At 61.7% G+C, this 15,982-nt stretch carries 15 protein-coding genes; 5 read left to right on the top strand and 10 right to left on the bottom strand.

The window, feature by feature from the left end; translation table 11 throughout:
* The first annotated feature begins 19 nt into the window (after positions 1–19).
* Together D7S44_RS03940 and D7S44_RS03935 are read left to right on the top strand one after the other, a co-directional pair.
* The gene (locus D7S44_RS03940; protein WP_120452239.1) at positions 20–904 is read left to right on the top strand and encodes a DMT family transporter; all 885 of its coding nucleotides are present in this window, start codon (positions 20–22) and stop codon (positions 902–904) included.
* A gap of 47 nt (positions 905–951) precedes the next feature.
* The gene (locus tag D7S44_RS03935) at positions 952–2,316 is read left to right on the top strand and encodes a CoA transferase (protein ID WP_120452237.1); all 1,365 of its coding nucleotides are present in this window, start codon (positions 952–954) and stop codon (positions 2,314–2,316) included.
* Between the two features lie 12 nt (positions 2,317–2,328).
* Here D7S44_RS03935 and D7S44_RS03930 read toward each other — a convergent pair whose 3' ends face one another.
* Genes D7S44_RS03930 through ghrA form a run of 3 tightly spaced genes read right to left on the bottom strand, consistent with a single transcriptional unit; the run spans position 2,329 to position 4,657 of the window.
* Positions 2,329–2,901: a TorD/DmsD family molecular chaperone gene (locus tag D7S44_RS03930; RefSeq protein WP_120452235.1), complete on the bottom strand. Its 573-nt coding sequence runs from the start codon at positions 2,899–2,901 to the stop codon at positions 2,329–2,331.
* A gap of 23 nt (positions 2,902–2,924) precedes the next feature.
* The gene (locus D7S44_RS03925; protein ID WP_120452233.1) at positions 2,925–3,662 is read right to left on the bottom strand and encodes a phosphatase; all 738 of its coding nucleotides are present in this window, start codon (positions 3,660–3,662) and stop codon (positions 2,925–2,927) included.
* Positions 3,663–3,715: 53 nt separating this feature from the next.
* A complete protein-coding gene (ghrA, locus tag D7S44_RS03920) occupies positions 3,716–4,657 on the bottom strand; it encodes a glyoxylate/hydroxypyruvate reductase GhrA (protein ID WP_120452231.1) in 942 nt (313 codons plus the stop codon).
* 202 nt (positions 4,658–4,859) lie between these two features.
* Between ghrA and treA the strand changes: the two genes are divergently transcribed.
* Positions 4,860–6,545, top strand: coding sequence for an alpha,alpha-trehalase TreA (gene treA / locus D7S44_RS03915; RefSeq protein ID WP_120452229.1), 1,686 nt, complete (start codon positions 4,860–4,862; stop codon positions 6,543–6,545).
* A 236-nt stretch (positions 6,546–6,781) separates the two neighbouring features.
* Here treA and D7S44_RS03910 read toward each other — a convergent pair whose 3' ends face one another.
* Positions 6,782–7,030: a GlsB/YeaQ/YmgE family stress response membrane protein gene (locus D7S44_RS03910; protein WP_120452227.1), complete on the bottom strand. Its 249-nt coding sequence runs from the start codon at positions 7,028–7,030 to the stop codon at positions 6,782–6,784.
* Between the two features lie 209 nt (positions 7,031–7,239).
* Between D7S44_RS03910 and D7S44_RS03905 the strand changes: the two genes are divergently transcribed.
* Both D7S44_RS03905 and D7S44_RS03900 read left to right on the top strand, forming a co-directional pair.
* Positions 7,240–7,974 carry a flagellar brake protein gene (locus D7S44_RS03905; RefSeq protein WP_120452225.1) on the top strand — a complete coding sequence of 245 codons (735 nt, stop codon included), beginning with the start codon at positions 7,240–7,242 and terminating at the stop codon, positions 7,972–7,974.
* A 95-nt stretch (positions 7,975–8,069) separates the two neighbouring features.
* Positions 8,070–9,194, top strand: coding sequence for a mechanosensitive ion channel family protein (locus D7S44_RS03900; RefSeq protein ID WP_120452224.1), 1,125 nt, complete (start codon positions 8,070–8,072; stop codon positions 9,192–9,194).
* A gap of 198 nt (positions 9,195–9,392) precedes the next feature.
* Here D7S44_RS03900 and D7S44_RS03895 read toward each other — a convergent pair whose 3' ends face one another.
* The 6 genes from D7S44_RS03895 to D7S44_RS03870 form a co-directional block, all read right to left on the bottom strand.
* Positions 9,393–10,880 (bottom strand): FGGY family carbohydrate kinase, encoded by a 1,488-nt coding sequence (locus D7S44_RS03895; RefSeq protein ID WP_120452222.1) that lies wholly within the window; start codon positions 10,878–10,880, stop codon positions 9,393–9,395.
* A gap of 2 nt (positions 10,881–10,882) precedes the next feature.
* On the bottom strand, positions 10,883–11,827 hold the full coding sequence (locus D7S44_RS03890; protein ID WP_120452220.1) for a transketolase family protein: 945 nt from the start codon (positions 11,825–11,827) through the stop codon (positions 10,883–10,885).
* A complete protein-coding gene (locus D7S44_RS03885) occupies positions 11,820–12,650 on the bottom strand; it encodes a transketolase (RefSeq protein WP_120452218.1) in 831 nt (276 codons plus the stop codon). Before D7S44_RS03885 ends, D7S44_RS03890 begins: the two co-directional genes overlap by 8 nt.
* A 94-nt stretch (positions 12,651–12,744) precedes the next feature.
* Complete coding sequence (locus D7S44_RS03880; RefSeq protein ID WP_120452216.1) at positions 12,745–13,851, bottom strand: ABC transporter permease; 1,107 nt, start codon at positions 13,849–13,851, stop codon at positions 12,745–12,747.
* A gap of 2 nt (positions 13,852–13,853) precedes the next feature.
* A complete protein-coding gene (locus D7S44_RS03875) occupies positions 13,854–15,368 on the bottom strand; it encodes a sugar ABC transporter ATP-binding protein (protein WP_120452214.1) in 1,515 nt (504 codons plus the stop codon).
* On the bottom strand, positions 15,365–15,973 hold the full coding sequence (locus tag D7S44_RS03870) for a DUF2291 family protein (protein ID WP_120452212.1): 609 nt from the start codon (positions 15,971–15,973) through the stop codon (positions 15,365–15,367). The genes D7S44_RS03875 and D7S44_RS03870 overlap by 4 nt, the downstream gene beginning before the upstream one ends.
* Positions 15,974–15,982: the final 9 nt, after the last annotated feature.

The following is a 15,982-nucleotide window of genomic DNA, read 5'->3' as shown; positions in this document are numbered from 1 at the left end:
AACAGCGAAGGACAGGATTGTGGCATTGCGGCATTTTTTTCTGGTGTTGATGGTGGTTTCCATCTGGGCATTCAACAATGTGGCGGTAAAGTGGGGGCTGCTGGAGCTGCCGCCGCTGTTCCTTACCTGGATGCGCTTTGTGGTAGTGGCGATTGTGCTTATCCCCTTTTGTCGCATCACGCGCCAGCAGTTGCCCTGGCTGCTCGCGCTCGCCTTTACCTTCGGCTTTATGCACTTTTCGCTGCTGTTTGTCGGCATGCGCTATACTGACGCCGGTACCGGCGCGATTGTGGTGCAGCTCGGCACGCCTGTCGCCATGCTGCTGGCGATGGTGGTGCTCAAGGAGCGGCTGAAGGCTATCCAGCTGGTCGGCATCGCCATCTCACTGAGCGGCGTCGCGGTGCTCTCCGGCAGCCCGACCATACCCGCCTGGTGGGTGCTGGTTATTCTGCTCTGCAGCGCTACCGGCTGGGCGGTCAGCAATCTGATCGTCAAAAAATCGCCGCCGATTAAGCCTCTTACCATGACCGGCTGGATCGCTTTTCTGGCGGTACCCATCGTTGGGCTGTCGAGTTTTGTCATGGAGTCACATCAGTTCTACGCGCTGAGTCAGGCGGGATGGCGCGGCTGGTTCGGCATTCTCTACAGCGCCATCGCCTCTTCAATAGTCGCCTATACCCTGTGGTATGGCCTGCTGAAGAAGTACAACGTCAATCTGATTATGCCCTACTCGCTGCTGACGCCGGTGCTGTCGGTGCTGATGGGCATTGTGGTGCTGGGCGACAGCCTTAACAGCTTTAAAATCATCGGCGCCTCGCTGGTGATCTGCGGTACGGCGATAGCGGTCATTAACGTGCGCAGCCTGCGGATGCATGCGCGCTTCCCGCGCCTGCGCCGCCGCTGAAAAAGCGGTGCTATGCTCTGAATACCGTCTGTTTCTGGAGAACCATTATGGATTATCAGCTCGCCGCGTCACTGTGGCAGCAGCTGCGGCAAGGATTGCGTGGCTCTGATGACGTAACCGCCGCACCCACTTTTCTCGATACTGCCACCTTCTCATCCGCCTTTGCCGTCAGTGAACTGGCCGCCGCCAGCATCGGACTGGCGACGCAGGCGACGGCGGATTTTATCGGCAGTGACCAGCCGGTCAGCGTGAACGTGCGCCTCGCCTCGCGCTGGTTTCAGAGCAGCTTTGTTCCCCGCAACCGCCCTGCGCCCGCGCTCTGGGACGCTTTTGCCGGGGATTATCGCAGCGCCGACGGCTGGATCCGCCTGCATACCAATGCGCCACATCACCGCGCGGCGATGACGCGCGTGCTGGGAAAGCAGCCCGACCGCGACGCGCTGGCGCACCAGGTGGCGCGCTGGCAGGCTGGCGCGCTGGAGCAGGCGATTGTCGATGCGGGCGGCTGCGCCGCGCAGATGCGCAGCGAACAGCAGTGGCAACAGCATCCGCAAGGTCAGGCGGTGCGCGAAGAGCCGCTGATCGACTGGCAACGCGGCGTCGCCGCCCCGGCGCGCCGCTGGCCGATGCCTGCTGCCCGACCGCTGCTCGGCGTGCGCGTTTTAGATCTGACACGCGTTATCGCCGGGCCGGTCGCGACGCGTTTTCTCGCCAGCCTGGGCGCGGAGGTACTGCGTATCGATCCGCCCGGCTGGCACGAGCCGACGCTGGATGAAGAGATTACCTGCGGCAAACGGCGCGCCGTGGTCGATTTTAAAACGGCCGCGGGCCGCGAGACGCTGCGCGAGCTGCTGGAACAGGCCGATCTGCTGGTGCATGGCTATCGCGCCGACGCGCTGGAGCAGCTGGGGTTTGACGCTGAAACGCGCGCGACGCTGTCGCCGGGCCTGGTCGATATCGGCCTTAATGCCTGGGGCTGGCGCGGTCCCTGGCGCAACCGCCGCGGCTTCGACAGTCTGGTGCAGATGGCGTGCGGCATCGCCGATAGCGGCATGCGCTGGTCAGGACGCGAGACGCCGACGCCTCTGCCGGTTCAGGCGCTGGATCACGCAACGGGCTATCTGATGGCCGCCGCGGCGCTGGAGGGGTTACGCCAGCGCCGCGCAAGCGGCTATGGCGTTCAGGCGCGACTGTCGCTGGCGCGCACCGCCCTGCTGTTGCAGCAGCATCCCAGCCGGGAAAAGAGCCCCTCAGCGGGCATCCTCGCGCATCAGCACGATACGCTGCCGATGGTGGAACTTACGCCATGGGGAGTGGGTGAACGTCTGCGCGCCGCCGCACGACTGCCCGGCACGCCGCAGCTCTGCGCGACGCCGGGCTGTGCGCCGGGCAGGCATCCGGCGCGCTGGTAAAACCGGGCTGAGTTAGACCTGATCTTCGCCGTCGTCTCCGGCGGCTTCATTAAGCTCATCCCACATCGCCTGAATAGCCTCGCGGCTCAGCGCCGCCAGCGTGCGGTAGAAGGGCGTGGTGGCGTGTGCCTCGACCTTGCCGAGAAACGCGCCGCACCAGGGCAGCAGATAGCTATCGAACAGGGCAAACTGCGCCTCGCTTTCATCTTCCGCCGACTGATCTTCCAGCCAGGAAGCCGCCAGCATCAGCACGCCGAAATGGTCAGCTGGCGCGTCGCTGAGCGGCATACCGCGCGAGGCGAGAAAAGCACGCACCTCCGGCTCTGGCTTGCCCTCCGGCCACTGAGAGGCGTAAGGCGGGACGCTACAGTCGGGGCCGACAAACAGCGCATTGTAATCCGCCGCCAGCGCCTGCGGATCGCTGTTTTGCTGCAGACGCTGCAGCAGCTCATCCTGCTCCAGCGGCCATTGCGCGCCAAGTTTGCCCTCGCGCAGCAGCGTAAACAGCGGGACCAGCAACGGATCCTGCGGCTGACGGTTAAACAGAGAGCCGATGACGCGGCACAGAATGGAAAACTCGTTCATGCACTATTCCAGAGGTAAAAGGGTTAGAAATCCGCCAGTTCGGCAATCTGCTTGCCGGTGCGCTGCTCAAGGAAATCGAGCAGGCGGCGCGGCGTGACATTTAACACGCGATCTTCAGGAAAATCCACTTCGCGCGTGATGCGCAGACAGTGCTCAAAATTCCCCAGCGTAAAGGCGGTATGGGAATCGGAACCAAAGGCGAGCTTGCCGCCCGCGTCGCGCACCGCTTCGGCAATGGCGCGGCAGTTCGGCTCGCTGCCGGGGCGCGAGGTGGTAAACGAGGAGTTGTTGATCTCCAGCGCCACGTTGTAGTGCGCCGCCGCCTCGGCGATGGCGCGGATATCCACCGGGAATTTCGGGTTGCCTGGGTGGCTGATAATATGCGCCACGCCGTTCGCCATGGTGGCGATCATCGCATCGGTGTGATGGCTCTTGTCACGCGGCGCGTAAACCGGCTCGTGAAATCCAGCGATAATCAGATCCAGCGAATCGAGCATCGGGCCGGAGCAGTCAATTTCGCCCTGCTGGTTTTTAATATTCGCCTCGATACCGCGCAGAATGCCGACGCCGTCAATGACGCGCGGCCAGATTTTCATATTAACGAAGTGCCAGTAGTGCGGCGCGTCGGCCATATCGGGGCCGTGATCGGTGATGGCGAACAGCCGGATGCTGTTGTTTTTCGCCTGCGCGACATAGTCATGCAGGGTACTGTAGGCATGGGTGCTGGCGACGGTGTGCATGTGTAAATCAACAGGGTACATCATCTTCTCCTTCACGCCGCCCGACCGGGCGGGAAATAAGTTAACCGGAATAATCAGTAGCCGCGCTGGCGATCGACGCAGCCCGACGGCTGGCCGCCCGCCTCAATGGCGCCGATGGCGCGCGTAATGGCGTCCATCGCCTCATCCGTCAGCGTTAATGCCGCAATATGCGGGGTAACGGTGACGCGCGGATGACGCCACAGCGGGTTATCCTGCGGCAGCGGCTCCTGCTGGAACACATCCAGCGCGGCGGCGCGCAGCTGCCCGCTCTCCAGCGCCGCCAGCAGATCCCTCTCCACCACCTGCGCGCCGCGCGCCATATTCAGGAAACAGGCGTGCTGCGGCAGCTGGCTCAGCGTATCGGCGTTAAACAGGTTGAGGGTTTCCGCCGTGGTGGGCAGCAAATTGATAATCACCTGCGCACCGCGCAGAAAGTCATTGAGCGTCTCGCGTCCGGCAAAGCTCTCTACGCCTGCGATCTGCTTTGGCGAACGGCTCCAGACGCGCAGCGGGAAGCCCCAGGGCTTAAGGGCCTCGATGACGCTTACTCCCAGCACGCCCGCGCCGAGCACGCCGACGCTGAACGCCTCGCGCGCTACCGGCGGCAGGGGTTGCCACTGCGCCTGCTGCTGCTGTCGACGGTAGTCGTCGAAGCGACGGAACCAGCCGAGCACGCAGCACACCGCATACTCCTGCATCTGCCGCGCCATGCCGCTATCCTCCAGCCGTACCAGCGGCACCGACTGCGGCAGCATGTCAGGGTAGCGCGCCAGCTGAGCGAGAATGTCATCCACGCCTGCACCCATCGCAAACACGCCGCGCAGCCCCTGCCGCGCCGCCAGCAGCTCGCGCGGCGGCTGACGCACAATGGCATAGTCAGCGGGTGCGTCGTCGCCCGGCTGCCAGCGTCGTACGTGCGCCTGCGGCAGACGCCGCCGCATGCCTTCCAGCCAGACCTCGCCGTCCTGAGACGGGTGATACCAGATAATATCCATTTTACCCCTCTTTTTTTTGCCCTCAGCCTCCGGTAAAAGCGGCGTCAGGGCAAGCAAAAACCGCCTTTTGTCCGTCTGACGCACTCCTGGGCTGCTTCACATTTCCACAGCGTCGCCGCGCCAGGTTGTGAGATTACGACTAAAGTTAGTCGAGTGGTCAATGCGTTACGCGCGGCCGCCTTTCGGACAAGGAGAAAAACCGATGAAAAAAACTGTCGTAACCGCGCCTCTTGGGCGTCAGGGAGTCGCGCCAGTGGTGCTGACTCTGCTGCTGGGTTTGCCTGCGCTGGCAGCGCACGCAGACGATAACTCACGTATGCTCAGCAGCCAGCCGCAGCCACCGGACGTGCGGCTTGGCCCGTTGTTTAACGCGGTGCAGCAGGCTCAGTTCTACCCCGATCAGAAAACCTTCGCCGACGCGGTGCCAAAGTTCGACCCTGCGTCAATTCTGGCGGACTGGCAGATGCAGAAAAATCAGCGCAATTTCGATCTTAAGCGTTTCGTCGCCAGCAACTTTACTCTGCCCGCCGCTGGCGAAAAGTATGTGCCGCCTGCCGGACAGAGCCTGCGCGCGCATATTGACGGCCTCTGGCCGGTGCTGACGCGTACCGCTAAAAGCGCCGGGCGCTATGATTCGCTGCTGCCGCTGCCGAAGCCTTACGTCGTGCCGGGCGGCCGCTTCCGCGAGGTTTATTACTGGGACAGCTATTTCACCATGCTCGGTCTGGCGGAGAGCGGCCACTGGGATCGCGTGCAGGATATGATTGATAACTTCGCGTGGGAACTGGATACCTACGGCCATATTCCCAACGGCAACCGCAGCTACTATCTCAGCCGCTCCCAGCCGCCGTTCTTCAGCCTGATGGTTGACCTGCTGGCGACGCACGAGGGCGACGCGGCCTACAGCAAATACCTGCCGCAGCTGCAGAAAGAGTATGACTACTGGATGGCGGACAGCGACAGCGTTGCCGCCGGACAGGCGAGCAAGCGCGTGATTAAACTGACGGACGGCACCCTGCTCAACCGCTACTGGGATTCGCGCGACGCGCCGCGTACCGAATCCTGGCTGGATGACGTCAATACCGCGAAGAAAGCGCCGCAGCGTGATAAAGGCGAGCTGTACCGCGATCTGCGCGCCGGTGCGGCTTCCGGCTGGGACTTCAGCTCACGCTGGTTCAGCGACGCGCATAATATCGCCTCGATTCGCACCACTCAGCTGGCGCCGGTCGATCTTAACAGCCTGATGTTCCATCTGGAGCAGACGCTCGCCAAAGCGTACCGGCTCGACAAGCAGCAGGATAAGGCGAAACACTATGCCGACCTGGCGGAAAAGCGTCAGGCGGCGGTGAATCGCTATCTGTGGGATGACAAACAGGGCTGGTACGCCGACTACAATATCAAAACGCGCCAGGTCAGTCCGCAGCTGACCGCTGCGACGCTCTTCCCGCTCTATATGCAGCTGGCCAGCGACAAGCAGGCCGATCGCACCGCCTCGGCGGTAGAGAAGCAGCTGCTGAAAGCGGGCGGGCTGCTCACCACCACGGTAAATAACGGCCAGCAGTGGGATGCGCCTAACGGCTGGGCACCGCTGCAGTGGGTCGCGGTGGAAGGTCTGGAGCACTACAACAAGCCGCAGCTGGCGCAGCAGGTCGGCCTGCGCTTCCTGCAGAACGTGCAAACCACCTATGACAAAGAGCAGAAGCTGGTCGAGAAGTATGTGGTAGACGGGCCGAACCTCGGCGGCGGCGGCGGCGGCGAATATCCGCTGCAGGACGGCTTCGGCTGGACCAACGGCGTTACGCTGATGCTGCTCGACAAGTACTGCCCGAAAGATAAAACCTGCAACAGCGTGAAGGATATCCCTCAGGCTACCACGGCGGCGAAATAACCCGCTCAGGCGAAGGGCGCTCCGGCGCTCTTCCCTTTCCCTTTGCACCCTGCTCTCATTTAACAAACCCTGAAATTAAGGCGGCTAACCTGACCGATCGTCCTATTTTGGTGCGGGAGGCTATTGCTGCTGGGGAGAAAAGCGCTTGCTGCGGGGACTGGCGGGAAAGGTTTTCTGGCAGAAAAAGTAAAACGGGACGACTACGTCGTCCCGTTGCAGTTCTTACGCTACGCGTGTCAGCTACGGACTTTACGGTAGATAAACAGCACGACAATGGCGCCGATTACCGCAACCACAAAGCTGCCGAAGTTAAAGCCGTCTACTCTGCCGAAGCCGAACAGGGTACTGATCCAGCCGCCGACTACCGCACCAATGATCCCCAGGATCACCGTTACGATAAAACCGCCGCCATCGCGACCCGGCATGATCCATTTAGCGAGAATACCGGCGATTAAACCAAAGATGATCCATGAAATGATACCCATCGACTACTCCTTCCTTTTTGTTTAGGTTGTGACCGCCTGATTAATCAGGAGAATTACAAAAGTAAGTATAGACAGGAAATTCTCATCTGCAGCAAAAACCGATGCAAAAAATTGACTTAAAAACCTAAAGCTTCGCCAGGGGACGCCGATAACGGTCAGAGAATAAAGGATTAACGAACCGCAACTTTACCCTCTTTTGGAGCCAGTAAGTGAAAGAAGCCGATAAAGAACAGTATCTCAAACGTGGCACGCTGGCGGTTTTAGGCGTGATGAAAGATTTACTACGTTTTCAGACGCCCTTGATGGTCACTTTTTCACGCGGTCAGTTTATCAGCCGTATGCTGGACGCCGACCAGGAACGCATTATCTTCGATCTTGGCAGCAATAATCTCGACAACGAATATATCCTTTCCAGCCACGACGTCAGCATCTCTGCTGAAACCCATGGTGCCAGGGTGGAGTTCAGCCTGGCCGGGCTGGAGAAAACGCTTTTTGAAGGTCTTCCCGCCTTTAGCGCGCCGCTGCCTGAGCTGCTGTGGCAAATTCAGCGCCGGGAGTTTTTCCGCATCTCCGCCCCGCTGGAGCCGACCTTTTACTGCCACAGCGAGTGGCCCAACGGCAAAAAGGTGCGTTTTCGCCTGCAGGATCTCTCGCTGGGCGGCATCGGCGTGCTGGTGGACGAGGCGTTGCCGGATGGGCTGAACAGCGGCGACAAGTTTAAAAATCTGCGGGTTGAGCTGGGCGAATATGGTCAGTTCGAGGTGGGCGCGCAGCTGCTGCATATCGGTGAGCGCAGCGTGGTGAGCAGCAAAAACGAAACGCGCGTAACGCCGCGTCTCAGCTTCCGCTTTACCGCGATAGAGCCGCTGCAGGAGCGTCAGCTGCAGCAGGTAATCTTCGCCCTTGAGCGCCTGGCGCGCGATAAAGCGAATCGATTTCAGTAATTATTCAGTGATTTGCGCTGCCCCCAGGCGCATCCAGGCTATGCTTCTCCTTGCTCTCTTTTTTAAATCGCCTCCGGGCAAGGAGAAACGTCCCCATGGAAAAATGGCTCTCATCTGGCTTTTTTCAACGTCTTTTTCTAAATGAAACGTTCTGGATCAACAGCGCTATCGTGGTAGCGGGAACGCTGGTGATCTACTGGCTGTTGCGCAGCGCTATCCGTTTTATCTCCGGTCGCATCGCGCGCTACAGCGAAGATCGCCACGTGCGCCTCACCTCGATTCTGGTGGAGATCCTGCGCAGCACCAGCCAGCTGCTGCTGCTGATTTTTTCGCTGCTGATCGCCCTGCGCTTTATCGACGTGCCTCCCAGCTGGAACGCGTTTATTTCCCATGGCTGGTTCCTGGCGTTCGCCGTTCAGCTCGCCATGTGGATCGACTGCGGCATCCGTCTGTGGCTGCATAATCTGCTGCGCGATCCGCTGCACGTCCGTAATCCGGTGACCACGGTAATCCTCGGCATTCTGCTGCGCGTGGTGGTCTGGGTAATGATGCTGCTCGCTATTCTGTCGAATATGGGCATCAATATTACCGCGCTGGTGGCGAGTCTCGGCGTGGGCGGTATCGCCATCGCGCTGGCGATCCAGACGGTGCTGAGCGACGTCTTCGCCTCGCTGGCGATTGGCTTTGACAAGCCTTTCGAGCATGGCGATTTTATCGTGTTCGGCGATATCGCCGGCTCCATCGAGCATATCGGCCTGAAGACCACCCGCCTGCGCAGCCTGAGCGGCGAGCAGATCGTCTGTTCGAATACCATTCTGTTGCAGCAGACGATCCATAACTACAAGCGCATGCAGCAGCGACGCATCCTGTTTCGTTTCGGGCTGAGCTACGGCACGCCTTCCGCGCAGGTGCGAGAAGTCAGCGATCTGGTGAAGTCGATTATTCAGGGCATTGAACTGACCCGCTTCGACCGCGCCCATTTTTTCGCTTTTGAGGATTCAAAGCTGACCTTCGAAGTGGTCTATTTCGTGCTCGACGCCGACTACAACAAATATATGGATATTCAGCAGGAGATTAACCTGCAGCTGATGGCGGCGCTGGAGCAGCGCGATATCCGCTTCGCCTTCCCGATCCGTCAGGTAGAGTTCAGCGGCGGCCGTATACCGCCAGTAGAGATGCTGCGCGCCGAGAACGACGAGCAGGAAGCGCGCCGGGCCTGATAGCCCAACACCGCGCGGATACCAAAAGGGAAAGGACGTTTCAGCCGAAGAGCAAAGCGTCGTGGGCCAGGGACGGCCCGCGCCGAGGCGCAGGGATGCGTTATGCGGTCTTTGCGATCGGCCGAAACGTCCGTGACCCGGCAGCTGCCTCTGCAACGGCGCCTCCTCTTTTACACGCCCTGTCTCCCTGGCTAACATTCACGCCGGCTGAAACCGGCAGCGCGCCACCGCCTCAACCCAGCCCTGGTAATTCTCCCGCATCGCCTGCGCCAGTTCGGTACGCGGCTCTACGCGCGTGCCACCCTGCAGCGCCTGCATTTCGCTGCCCTGCTGCCACCATCCCAGCACTTTGCCCGCCAGCAGCGCCGCGCCGAGCGCCGAGACCTCCGCCGTCGGCGCGCGCAGCAACGGGCGTTGCAGCACATCCGCCTGCAGCTGCATCAGCCAGTCGTTGGCGGTCGCGCTGCCGTCCACGCAGAGCGCCGACAGCCGCTGGCCGCTCGCCTGCTCCATAGCGAAAAAAACGTCAGCGATCTGAAAGACGATCGACTCCAGCGCCACGCGCGCCAGCACCGCGGGCGTGGCGGCGTCGGTCAGGCCGCATACCATGCCGCGCGCCCGAAGATCCCACCAGGGCGCGCCCAGCCCGGAGAGCGCCGGCACAAAATAGATGCCCTGATTGTGATCCGTGGTTTGCGCCAGCGCGGTCAGCTCGCGCGGGTCCTGAATGCCGAGCATTTTGCCCAGCCAGGCCGCGCCGGAGCCGGTATGGGTGATATTGCCTTCGAAGGCGAAGCGCAGCGCGCCGTCGTGCCAGGCCACGGTCGTGCTGAGCCCGTTGTCGGTCAGCAGTGGCGACGCCATCGACATCATCAGAGAGGAGCCGGTGCCGTAGGTCGCTTTTACGACCTCCTCATCGCCGCGGCGCTGTGCCTGCAGCGCCGCATGGGAGTCGCCGATGCGCGACAGGATCGGTGTGCCCGGCGCCAGACCGGGTATCGCGCTAATCGCTACCGCGCCCTGCTCGCTGGCCGACGGCACAATGGTCGGGAGCGCGGCGCGCGGCAGCTGGAACAGCCGCAGCAGCTCATCGTCCCAGTCATTGCTGTGCAGGCTGTAGAGCTGGGTGCGCGCAGCATTGGCGTGATCGGTGACGAAGATTTCTCCCGCGCTCAGCTGCCAGCTAAGCCAGCTGTCAACCGTACCGATGCAAAGCTCGCCCGCCGCCGCGCGCGCCGCGCCGTCCGGGATCGCCGCCAGCATGCCGGTGAGCTTGGCCGCCGGAAACATCGGATCCACCGCCAGACCAGTCAGTCCGGTGATGCGCGTGGCGCTGCCCGCGGCGCGCAGGTCGCGGCAGAACGCCTCCGAGCGGCGATCCTGCCAGCTCACCAGCGGCGTCAGTGGTTTGCCGTCGCGCCGCTGCCAGATCAGCACTGACTCACGCTGATTGCTGATCGCCACCGCCGCGACGGGCGCGCCGCCGCACTGCGCCAGACAGTCGGTCACTGCCTGCTGCACCGCTTGCCAGACAGCCAGCGCGTCCTGCTCCGCCAGCCCCGGCTGCGGATGCGACAGCGTCAGCGGCTGGCTGCCGCGCGCGACCACGCGGCCCAGGCGATTAACGGCGATCGCTTTGGCATTGGTGGTGCCTTCGTCAATCGCCAGAATAAGGGCGTCATCCATGGTCAGGCTCCCGCGCAAATGCGCACTGCACTGTTAACGACGCTCGCGGCATCGATGCCGTGATGCGCCCGCGTTGAGGCGCGATCGCCCGCAATAGCGTACTGGCCGTCAGGAATGCCCAGGCGCAGCAGCGGAATGCCGCAGCCGCCTTCCGCCAGCACCTCAGCCACCAGGCTGCCGACGCCGCCGTTGACGTTGTGCTCTTCCACGCTGATGGCGGCTGGATAGTGATTTAACAGGTTGCGCAGCTGTTGGGTATCACAAGGTCTGATGGATGGAACGCTGATCACACCCGCCGAGATCCCTTTTTCAGCCAGCAGTTCCGCCGCGCGAACAATCTCATGCACCGTCGACCCCATCGCCACCAGCGCGATATCCTTGCCTTCGCGCAGCTGATCGATCCTGCCCGGTTCGAAGCGGTAGTTTTCATCATGCAGCTGCGGCAGATCTTTGCCGTCGAGACGGATATAGACCGGACCGACATGTTCGATGGCGTAGTCGATTATCTGGCGGCACTCCAGCGGGCAGGAGGGCGCGTAGATTTCGATATTGCCGAAGCCGCGCATCACCGCGATATCGTCGATGCTGTGGTGCGTGCTGGCGAGCGGGCCGTAGCTGGCGCCGGCGTTCAGACCGAACAGCTTGACGTTGGTGTTGTTGTAGCAGACGTCCACCTTAACCTGCTCGTTGGCGCGCGAAACCAGGAACGGCGCGGCGTTGCAGGTTACGGCGATCTTGCCGCCCAGCGCCAGACCGGCAGCGGTGCCCACCAGCGTCTGTTCAGCGATGCCGACGTTAACCAGCCGATCGGGAAAAGCTTTGATAAAAGGCGAAATTTTTGCGGTGGAGGTGGAGTCCGCCACCACCGGCACCAGATCCACACCGCGATTCACCGCGTCGATAAAGGCGGTCACCATTACGCTGGCTAAATGTTGTGCATTACTCATCTTTCAGTTCCTCCAGTGCCAGTTCGATCTCTTCGCCTTTCGGCACGCGGTGGTGCCACTCCGCCTTGCTCTGAATAAAGGAGACGCCATAGCCTTTTTCGGTGTGCGCCACGATGACCTGCGGCTTGCCGTTCTGCGGCAGACTTTCAATGGTGTTGACCACCTCCGCCATGTCGTTGCCGTTGCACTCCGTCACCTCCAGCCCAAAAGCGCGCCATTTTTCCGGCAGCGGATCGGTATTCATAATGTCGCGCGTAGCGCCCGCCAGCTGCAGCTTGTTCTTGTCGTTGATGATGATCAGGTTGTCGAGGCCGTAATGAGCCGCCACCAGCGCTGCTTCCCAGTTGCTGCCCTCCGCCAGCTCGCCGTCGCCGGTTACCACGAAGATGCGCCGTTTGCTGCCATCTTTTTTCGCCGCCAGCGCCAGACCCACCGCGACCGGCAGTCCGTGGCCGAGCGCGCCGGTATTCAGCTCCACGCCCGGGGTTTTCTGCCGCACCGGATGGCCCGGCAGGTGCGAATCCGAGTGCTGATAGGTCGGCAGCCAGTCGACGGGAAAATAGCCCGCCTCCGCCAGCACGCAGTAGTAACCGCCGACGGCATGACCTTTTGACTGGATATAGATATCGCGCTGTGGATCTTCGACGCGATCCGGCGCGCAGTTAAGAATGCGGAAGTAGAGCGCGGTCAGAATATCAGCCTGCGACAGATCCGCGCCGGTATGGCCGCCCGCCGGGCTGCCCGCGTTAAGCTGAATAATGCGGCGGCGCACGGCGCGCGCTTTACGCTGCAGTTCGTCGACCGGAAGCTTGAAAGGATTCATGTGTCACCTCTGAATTAAAAATCACATCCGAATATATATTCGTAACGGGTAAAAAAAGGGGTGCAGCAAAGGAACCCGCCTGCACCGCCACCGATTAACTTTTCGCTTCGCCGCCCTCCTCGATCAGCGCCTTCTGCGCCACCACCGCCGCTTTCTGCTGCATGCGGTTTTGCATCTGGTCGATGATGACGGCGATGATGATGACGATGCCTTTGATCACCATCTGCCAGAATTCGCTGACGCCCATCATGATCAGGCCATCGGCGAGAAAGCCGATCACAAACGCGCCGACCAGCGTGCCGAGAATGGTGCCGCGTCCGCCCGCCAGCGAGGTGCCGCCCAGCACCACCGCCGCAATGGCATTCATCTCAAACGAGGTGCCGTTAGCCGGGTGGCTGGCGACCAGCTGCGACGACACCACGATGCCCGCTATCGCCGCACAGAAGCCGGAGAGCGTATAGACCCAGATTTTCACCTGCTTCACTTTGACGCCGGAAAGCTCCGCGGCGCGTTCGTTATCGCCGATGGCATAAACCTGGCGGCCGAACGGCAGACGACGGGCGATATAGGCGATCACCAGTGCCAGCACGATCATCATCCAGATGGCGTAGGGCAGACCGAGCAGCGATCCGGCGCCGATGCGGTCGAAGCCGGTATTGCCGAGCAGCGGGTTGCCCTGTAAGCCGGGAAAGGTTTCGCCGCCCGAGGTCAGCATTGCCGCGCCGCGCAGGATATACATGGTGCCCAGCGTGCAGATAAAGGGAGCGACGTTATAGCGGGTAATAATCCAGCCGTTCGCCGCGCCGATCAGGCCGCCCACCAGCAGCACCAGCGGCACTATCACCCAGACGCTGGGGAAGATGGCGATGCCGAACATCGGCAGAACGATCCCTTTGGTAATCAGCCAGCCGGCGATCATGCCGCACAGCCCGAGCGTCGCGCCGATGGAGAGATCGATACCGGCGGTAATAATGACGAAGGTGATGCCCAGCGCCAGAAAGGCGTTGATCGCGATATGCTTCACCATAATCACCAGGCTGCCGAGCGCGAGAAAGTCCGGTACGGTAATCGCGAAGAAGCCGACAATTAAAAACAGCGCGATAAAGGTGCGCAGCTTCAGCAGCAGCAGAATAATGCTCTCGCGCGAGTTGAACGCTTTCGCCGGTTGTCCTGCCATCGTCATAGCGTTATTGCCTTTCATGCTCAGAACCCCTGTGCGCTTGCTTTTACCAGCGCTGACTCTTCCGCGTCGCCGCGCGGTATATCAGCCGTAAGTTTGCCGCCCGACATCACCAGGATGCGATCGGCCACCGCCATGATCTCTTTCAAATCGGAGGTGGAGAACAGCACCGCGATGCCCTGCTCCGACAGCCGCACCATCATGCGAAACACCTCCGCCTTGGCGCCGACGTCGATGCCGCGGCTCGGCTCGTCCAGCAGCAGCAGACGCGGATTAGTCAGCAGCGAGCGTCCGATAACCACCTTCTGCTGATTGCCGCCGCTTAGGGCGCTGATGGCCACCTCCGGCGAGGAGATTTTGATCGCCAGGTTGCCGACGGTGCTGGTCACTGCAGCCTGCTCCTCCTGTTGGGCGATGGCGAAGCGATGCGACAGCCGACGCCACAGGCTGGCGATAGTGAGATTGCTCGCCACCGACGACACCGGAAAAATGCCGGCGCGCTTGCGATCTTCCGGCACCAGGCTCATGCCCATACGGATGCGCTCGGCGGGCGGCAGGCGCGTCGGCACCGGCTTGCTGTCGAGCCAGATTTTGCCGAGATAGTTGCGTTCGCTGCCGAGCAAACACTCGAACAGCTCGGTGCGCCCCGCGCCCATCAGCCCGTAGATGCCGACGATCTCCCCGGCGCGCACGTTAAAGGTGACGTCATCCACCAGCGTGTTGCCGTTGGGGCTGACGCAGGTAATGTGCTCCGCCTCCAGCACCGCTGCACCAAAGGTGCGCTGGTCCGGCAGAAAGTTGCTCATCGGCTCGCTGCCGAGCATTTCGCGCACGATCCAGGGCACGTCGATATCGCTGACCTGCGCTTCCGCCTGAAAGCGGCCGTCGCGCAGGATGGTGATGACGTCGCCGATCGCCATCAGCTCTTCAAGGCGATGGGAGATATAGATAATGGAGACGCCCTGACGCGTCAGCTCGCGGATGACGCGGAACAGGATCTCCACTTCGGTTTTGCTGAGCGCCGAAGTGGGCTCGTCGAGGATCAGGATGTCGGCGTCTTCCGCCAGCGCCTTCGCGATCTCCACCAGCTGCTGCTGCCCGACCTTGAGATTGCCGACGTGCTCTCTGGGCGAAATCGGCTGATCAAGGCGCGCCATCAGCGTGGCGGCGCGGCGCTCCTGCTCCGCTTCGTTAATGGGGCGGATGCCCCTTTGCAGCTCGCGGCCAAGAAAAATGTTCTCCGCCACCGACAGGTTCTCAAACAGGTTCAGCTCCTGGTGCACCATGCCGATGCCGAGCTTCGCGGCGGCGCGCGTGCTGCTCAGCACCACCTTTTCGCCGTTAAGAAAGAGTTCGCCGCTGGTAGGCTGCTGCACCCCCGCCAGAATTTTCATCAGGGTCGATTTGCCCGCGCCGTTTTCCCCGATAATCACGTTGACCTTGCCGCGCCAGACGCGATAGTCGACGCGATCCAGCGCCAGCGTACCGGGAAACAGCATGGTGATATGGTTTGCCCGCAGGATGATATCGTCGCTCATGGCGTCGCCCCCTGCTTCAGCTCTACCGCCATCACGTCGTTGACCACGCCGTGCCCCATCTCCACGGCCAGCAGCGCCTGCACCGGTTTACCCACCCAGCTGGCGTCCACTTTCGGCAGCTGCTGCACCGCATGGCGGTTAAGCGCCCGGGTCAGCTGCGCGTACTGCACCTGATTGGTGAACTCCTCGAAGCGGAAACCCGCAGCATCGCGCAGCGCATTGCTGCGGATAACCGGCCCGAGGCTCACGTTTACCGGCTTGCCGTTCAGCGTCAGCGTCAGGGTGCGCTCGCGGCTGTTGCTGTCATCTACCGCCGTGACCGTGCCGCTGGCGCGCACAAAAACGCTTTCGCTGCCGCCCGCCTTCACCGTTCCGCTTTTGGTTTCCATATCCGCCCAGCTCATGGCGTGCTGCTGGGCGGTATCGAGCACCCGACTCTGCCAGCTCGCCTCCGCGATCTGCTGCGGCGTCTGATTGCTGTAGCTCGGTTTCGCATGCGGATCTTTCGGCATGATCGGATTGCCGCTGGCGTCGAGATCCACCACGGTACAGCCGCTTACTGCTATCGCCAGGATGACGGCCAGCGTCGCTCTCGTCCGTTTCATGCCGCCTCC

Origin of the sequence: Pantoea piersonii, assembly GCF_003612015.1 — a bacterium.
Lineage (GTDB): Bacteria > Pseudomonadota > Gammaproteobacteria > Enterobacterales > Enterobacteriaceae > Pantoea > Pantoea piersonii.
Note: the sequence above shows the minus strand (reverse complement) of the source record. Positions and strands in the feature narration are given on the sequence as shown.

Coding starts and splice junctions, on each gene's coding strand:
- D7S44_RS03935 (WP_120452237.1), top strand. CDS start 952: ATGGATTATCAGCTCGCCGCGTCACTGTGGCAGCAGCTGCGGCAAGGA.
- D7S44_RS03930 (WP_120452235.1), bottom strand. CDS start 2,901: ATGAACGAGTTTTCCATTCTGTGCCGCGTCATCGGCTCTCTGTTTAAC.
- D7S44_RS03925 (WP_120452233.1), bottom strand. CDS start 3,662: ATGTACCCTGTTGATTTACACATGCACACCGTCGCCAGCACCCATGCC.
- ghrA (WP_120452231.1), bottom strand. CDS start 4,657: ATGGATATTATCTGGTATCACCCGTCTCAGGACGGCGAGGTCTGGCTG.
- treA (WP_120452229.1), top strand. CDS start 4,860: ATGAAAAAAACTGTCGTAACCGCGCCTCTTGGGCGTCAGGGAGTCGCG.
- D7S44_RS03910 (WP_120452227.1), bottom strand. CDS start 7,030: ATGGGTATCATTTCATGGATCATCTTTGGTTTAATCGCCGGTATTCTC.
- D7S44_RS03900 (WP_120452224.1), top strand. CDS start 8,070: ATGGAAAAATGGCTCTCATCTGGCTTTTTTCAACGTCTTTTTCTAAAT.
- D7S44_RS03895 (WP_120452222.1), bottom strand. CDS start 10,880: ATGGATGACGCCCTTATTCTGGCGATTGACGAAGGCACCACCAATGCC.
- D7S44_RS03890 (WP_120452220.1), bottom strand. CDS start 11,827: ATGAGTAATGCACAACATTTAGCCAGCGTAATGGTGACCGCCTTTATC.
- D7S44_RS03885 (WP_120452218.1), bottom strand. CDS start 12,650: ATGAATCCTTTCAAGCTTCCGGTCGACGAACTGCAGCGTAAAGCGCGC.
- D7S44_RS03880 (WP_120452216.1), bottom strand. CDS start 13,851: ATGAAAGGCAATAACGCTATGACGATGGCAGGACAACCGGCGAAAGCG.
- D7S44_RS03875 (WP_120452214.1), bottom strand. CDS start 15,368: ATGAGCGACGATATCATCCTGCGGGCAAACCATATCACCATGCTGTTT.
- D7S44_RS03870 (WP_120452212.1), bottom strand. CDS start 15,973: ATGAAACGGACGAGAGCGACGCTGGCCGTCATCCTGGCGATAGCAGTA.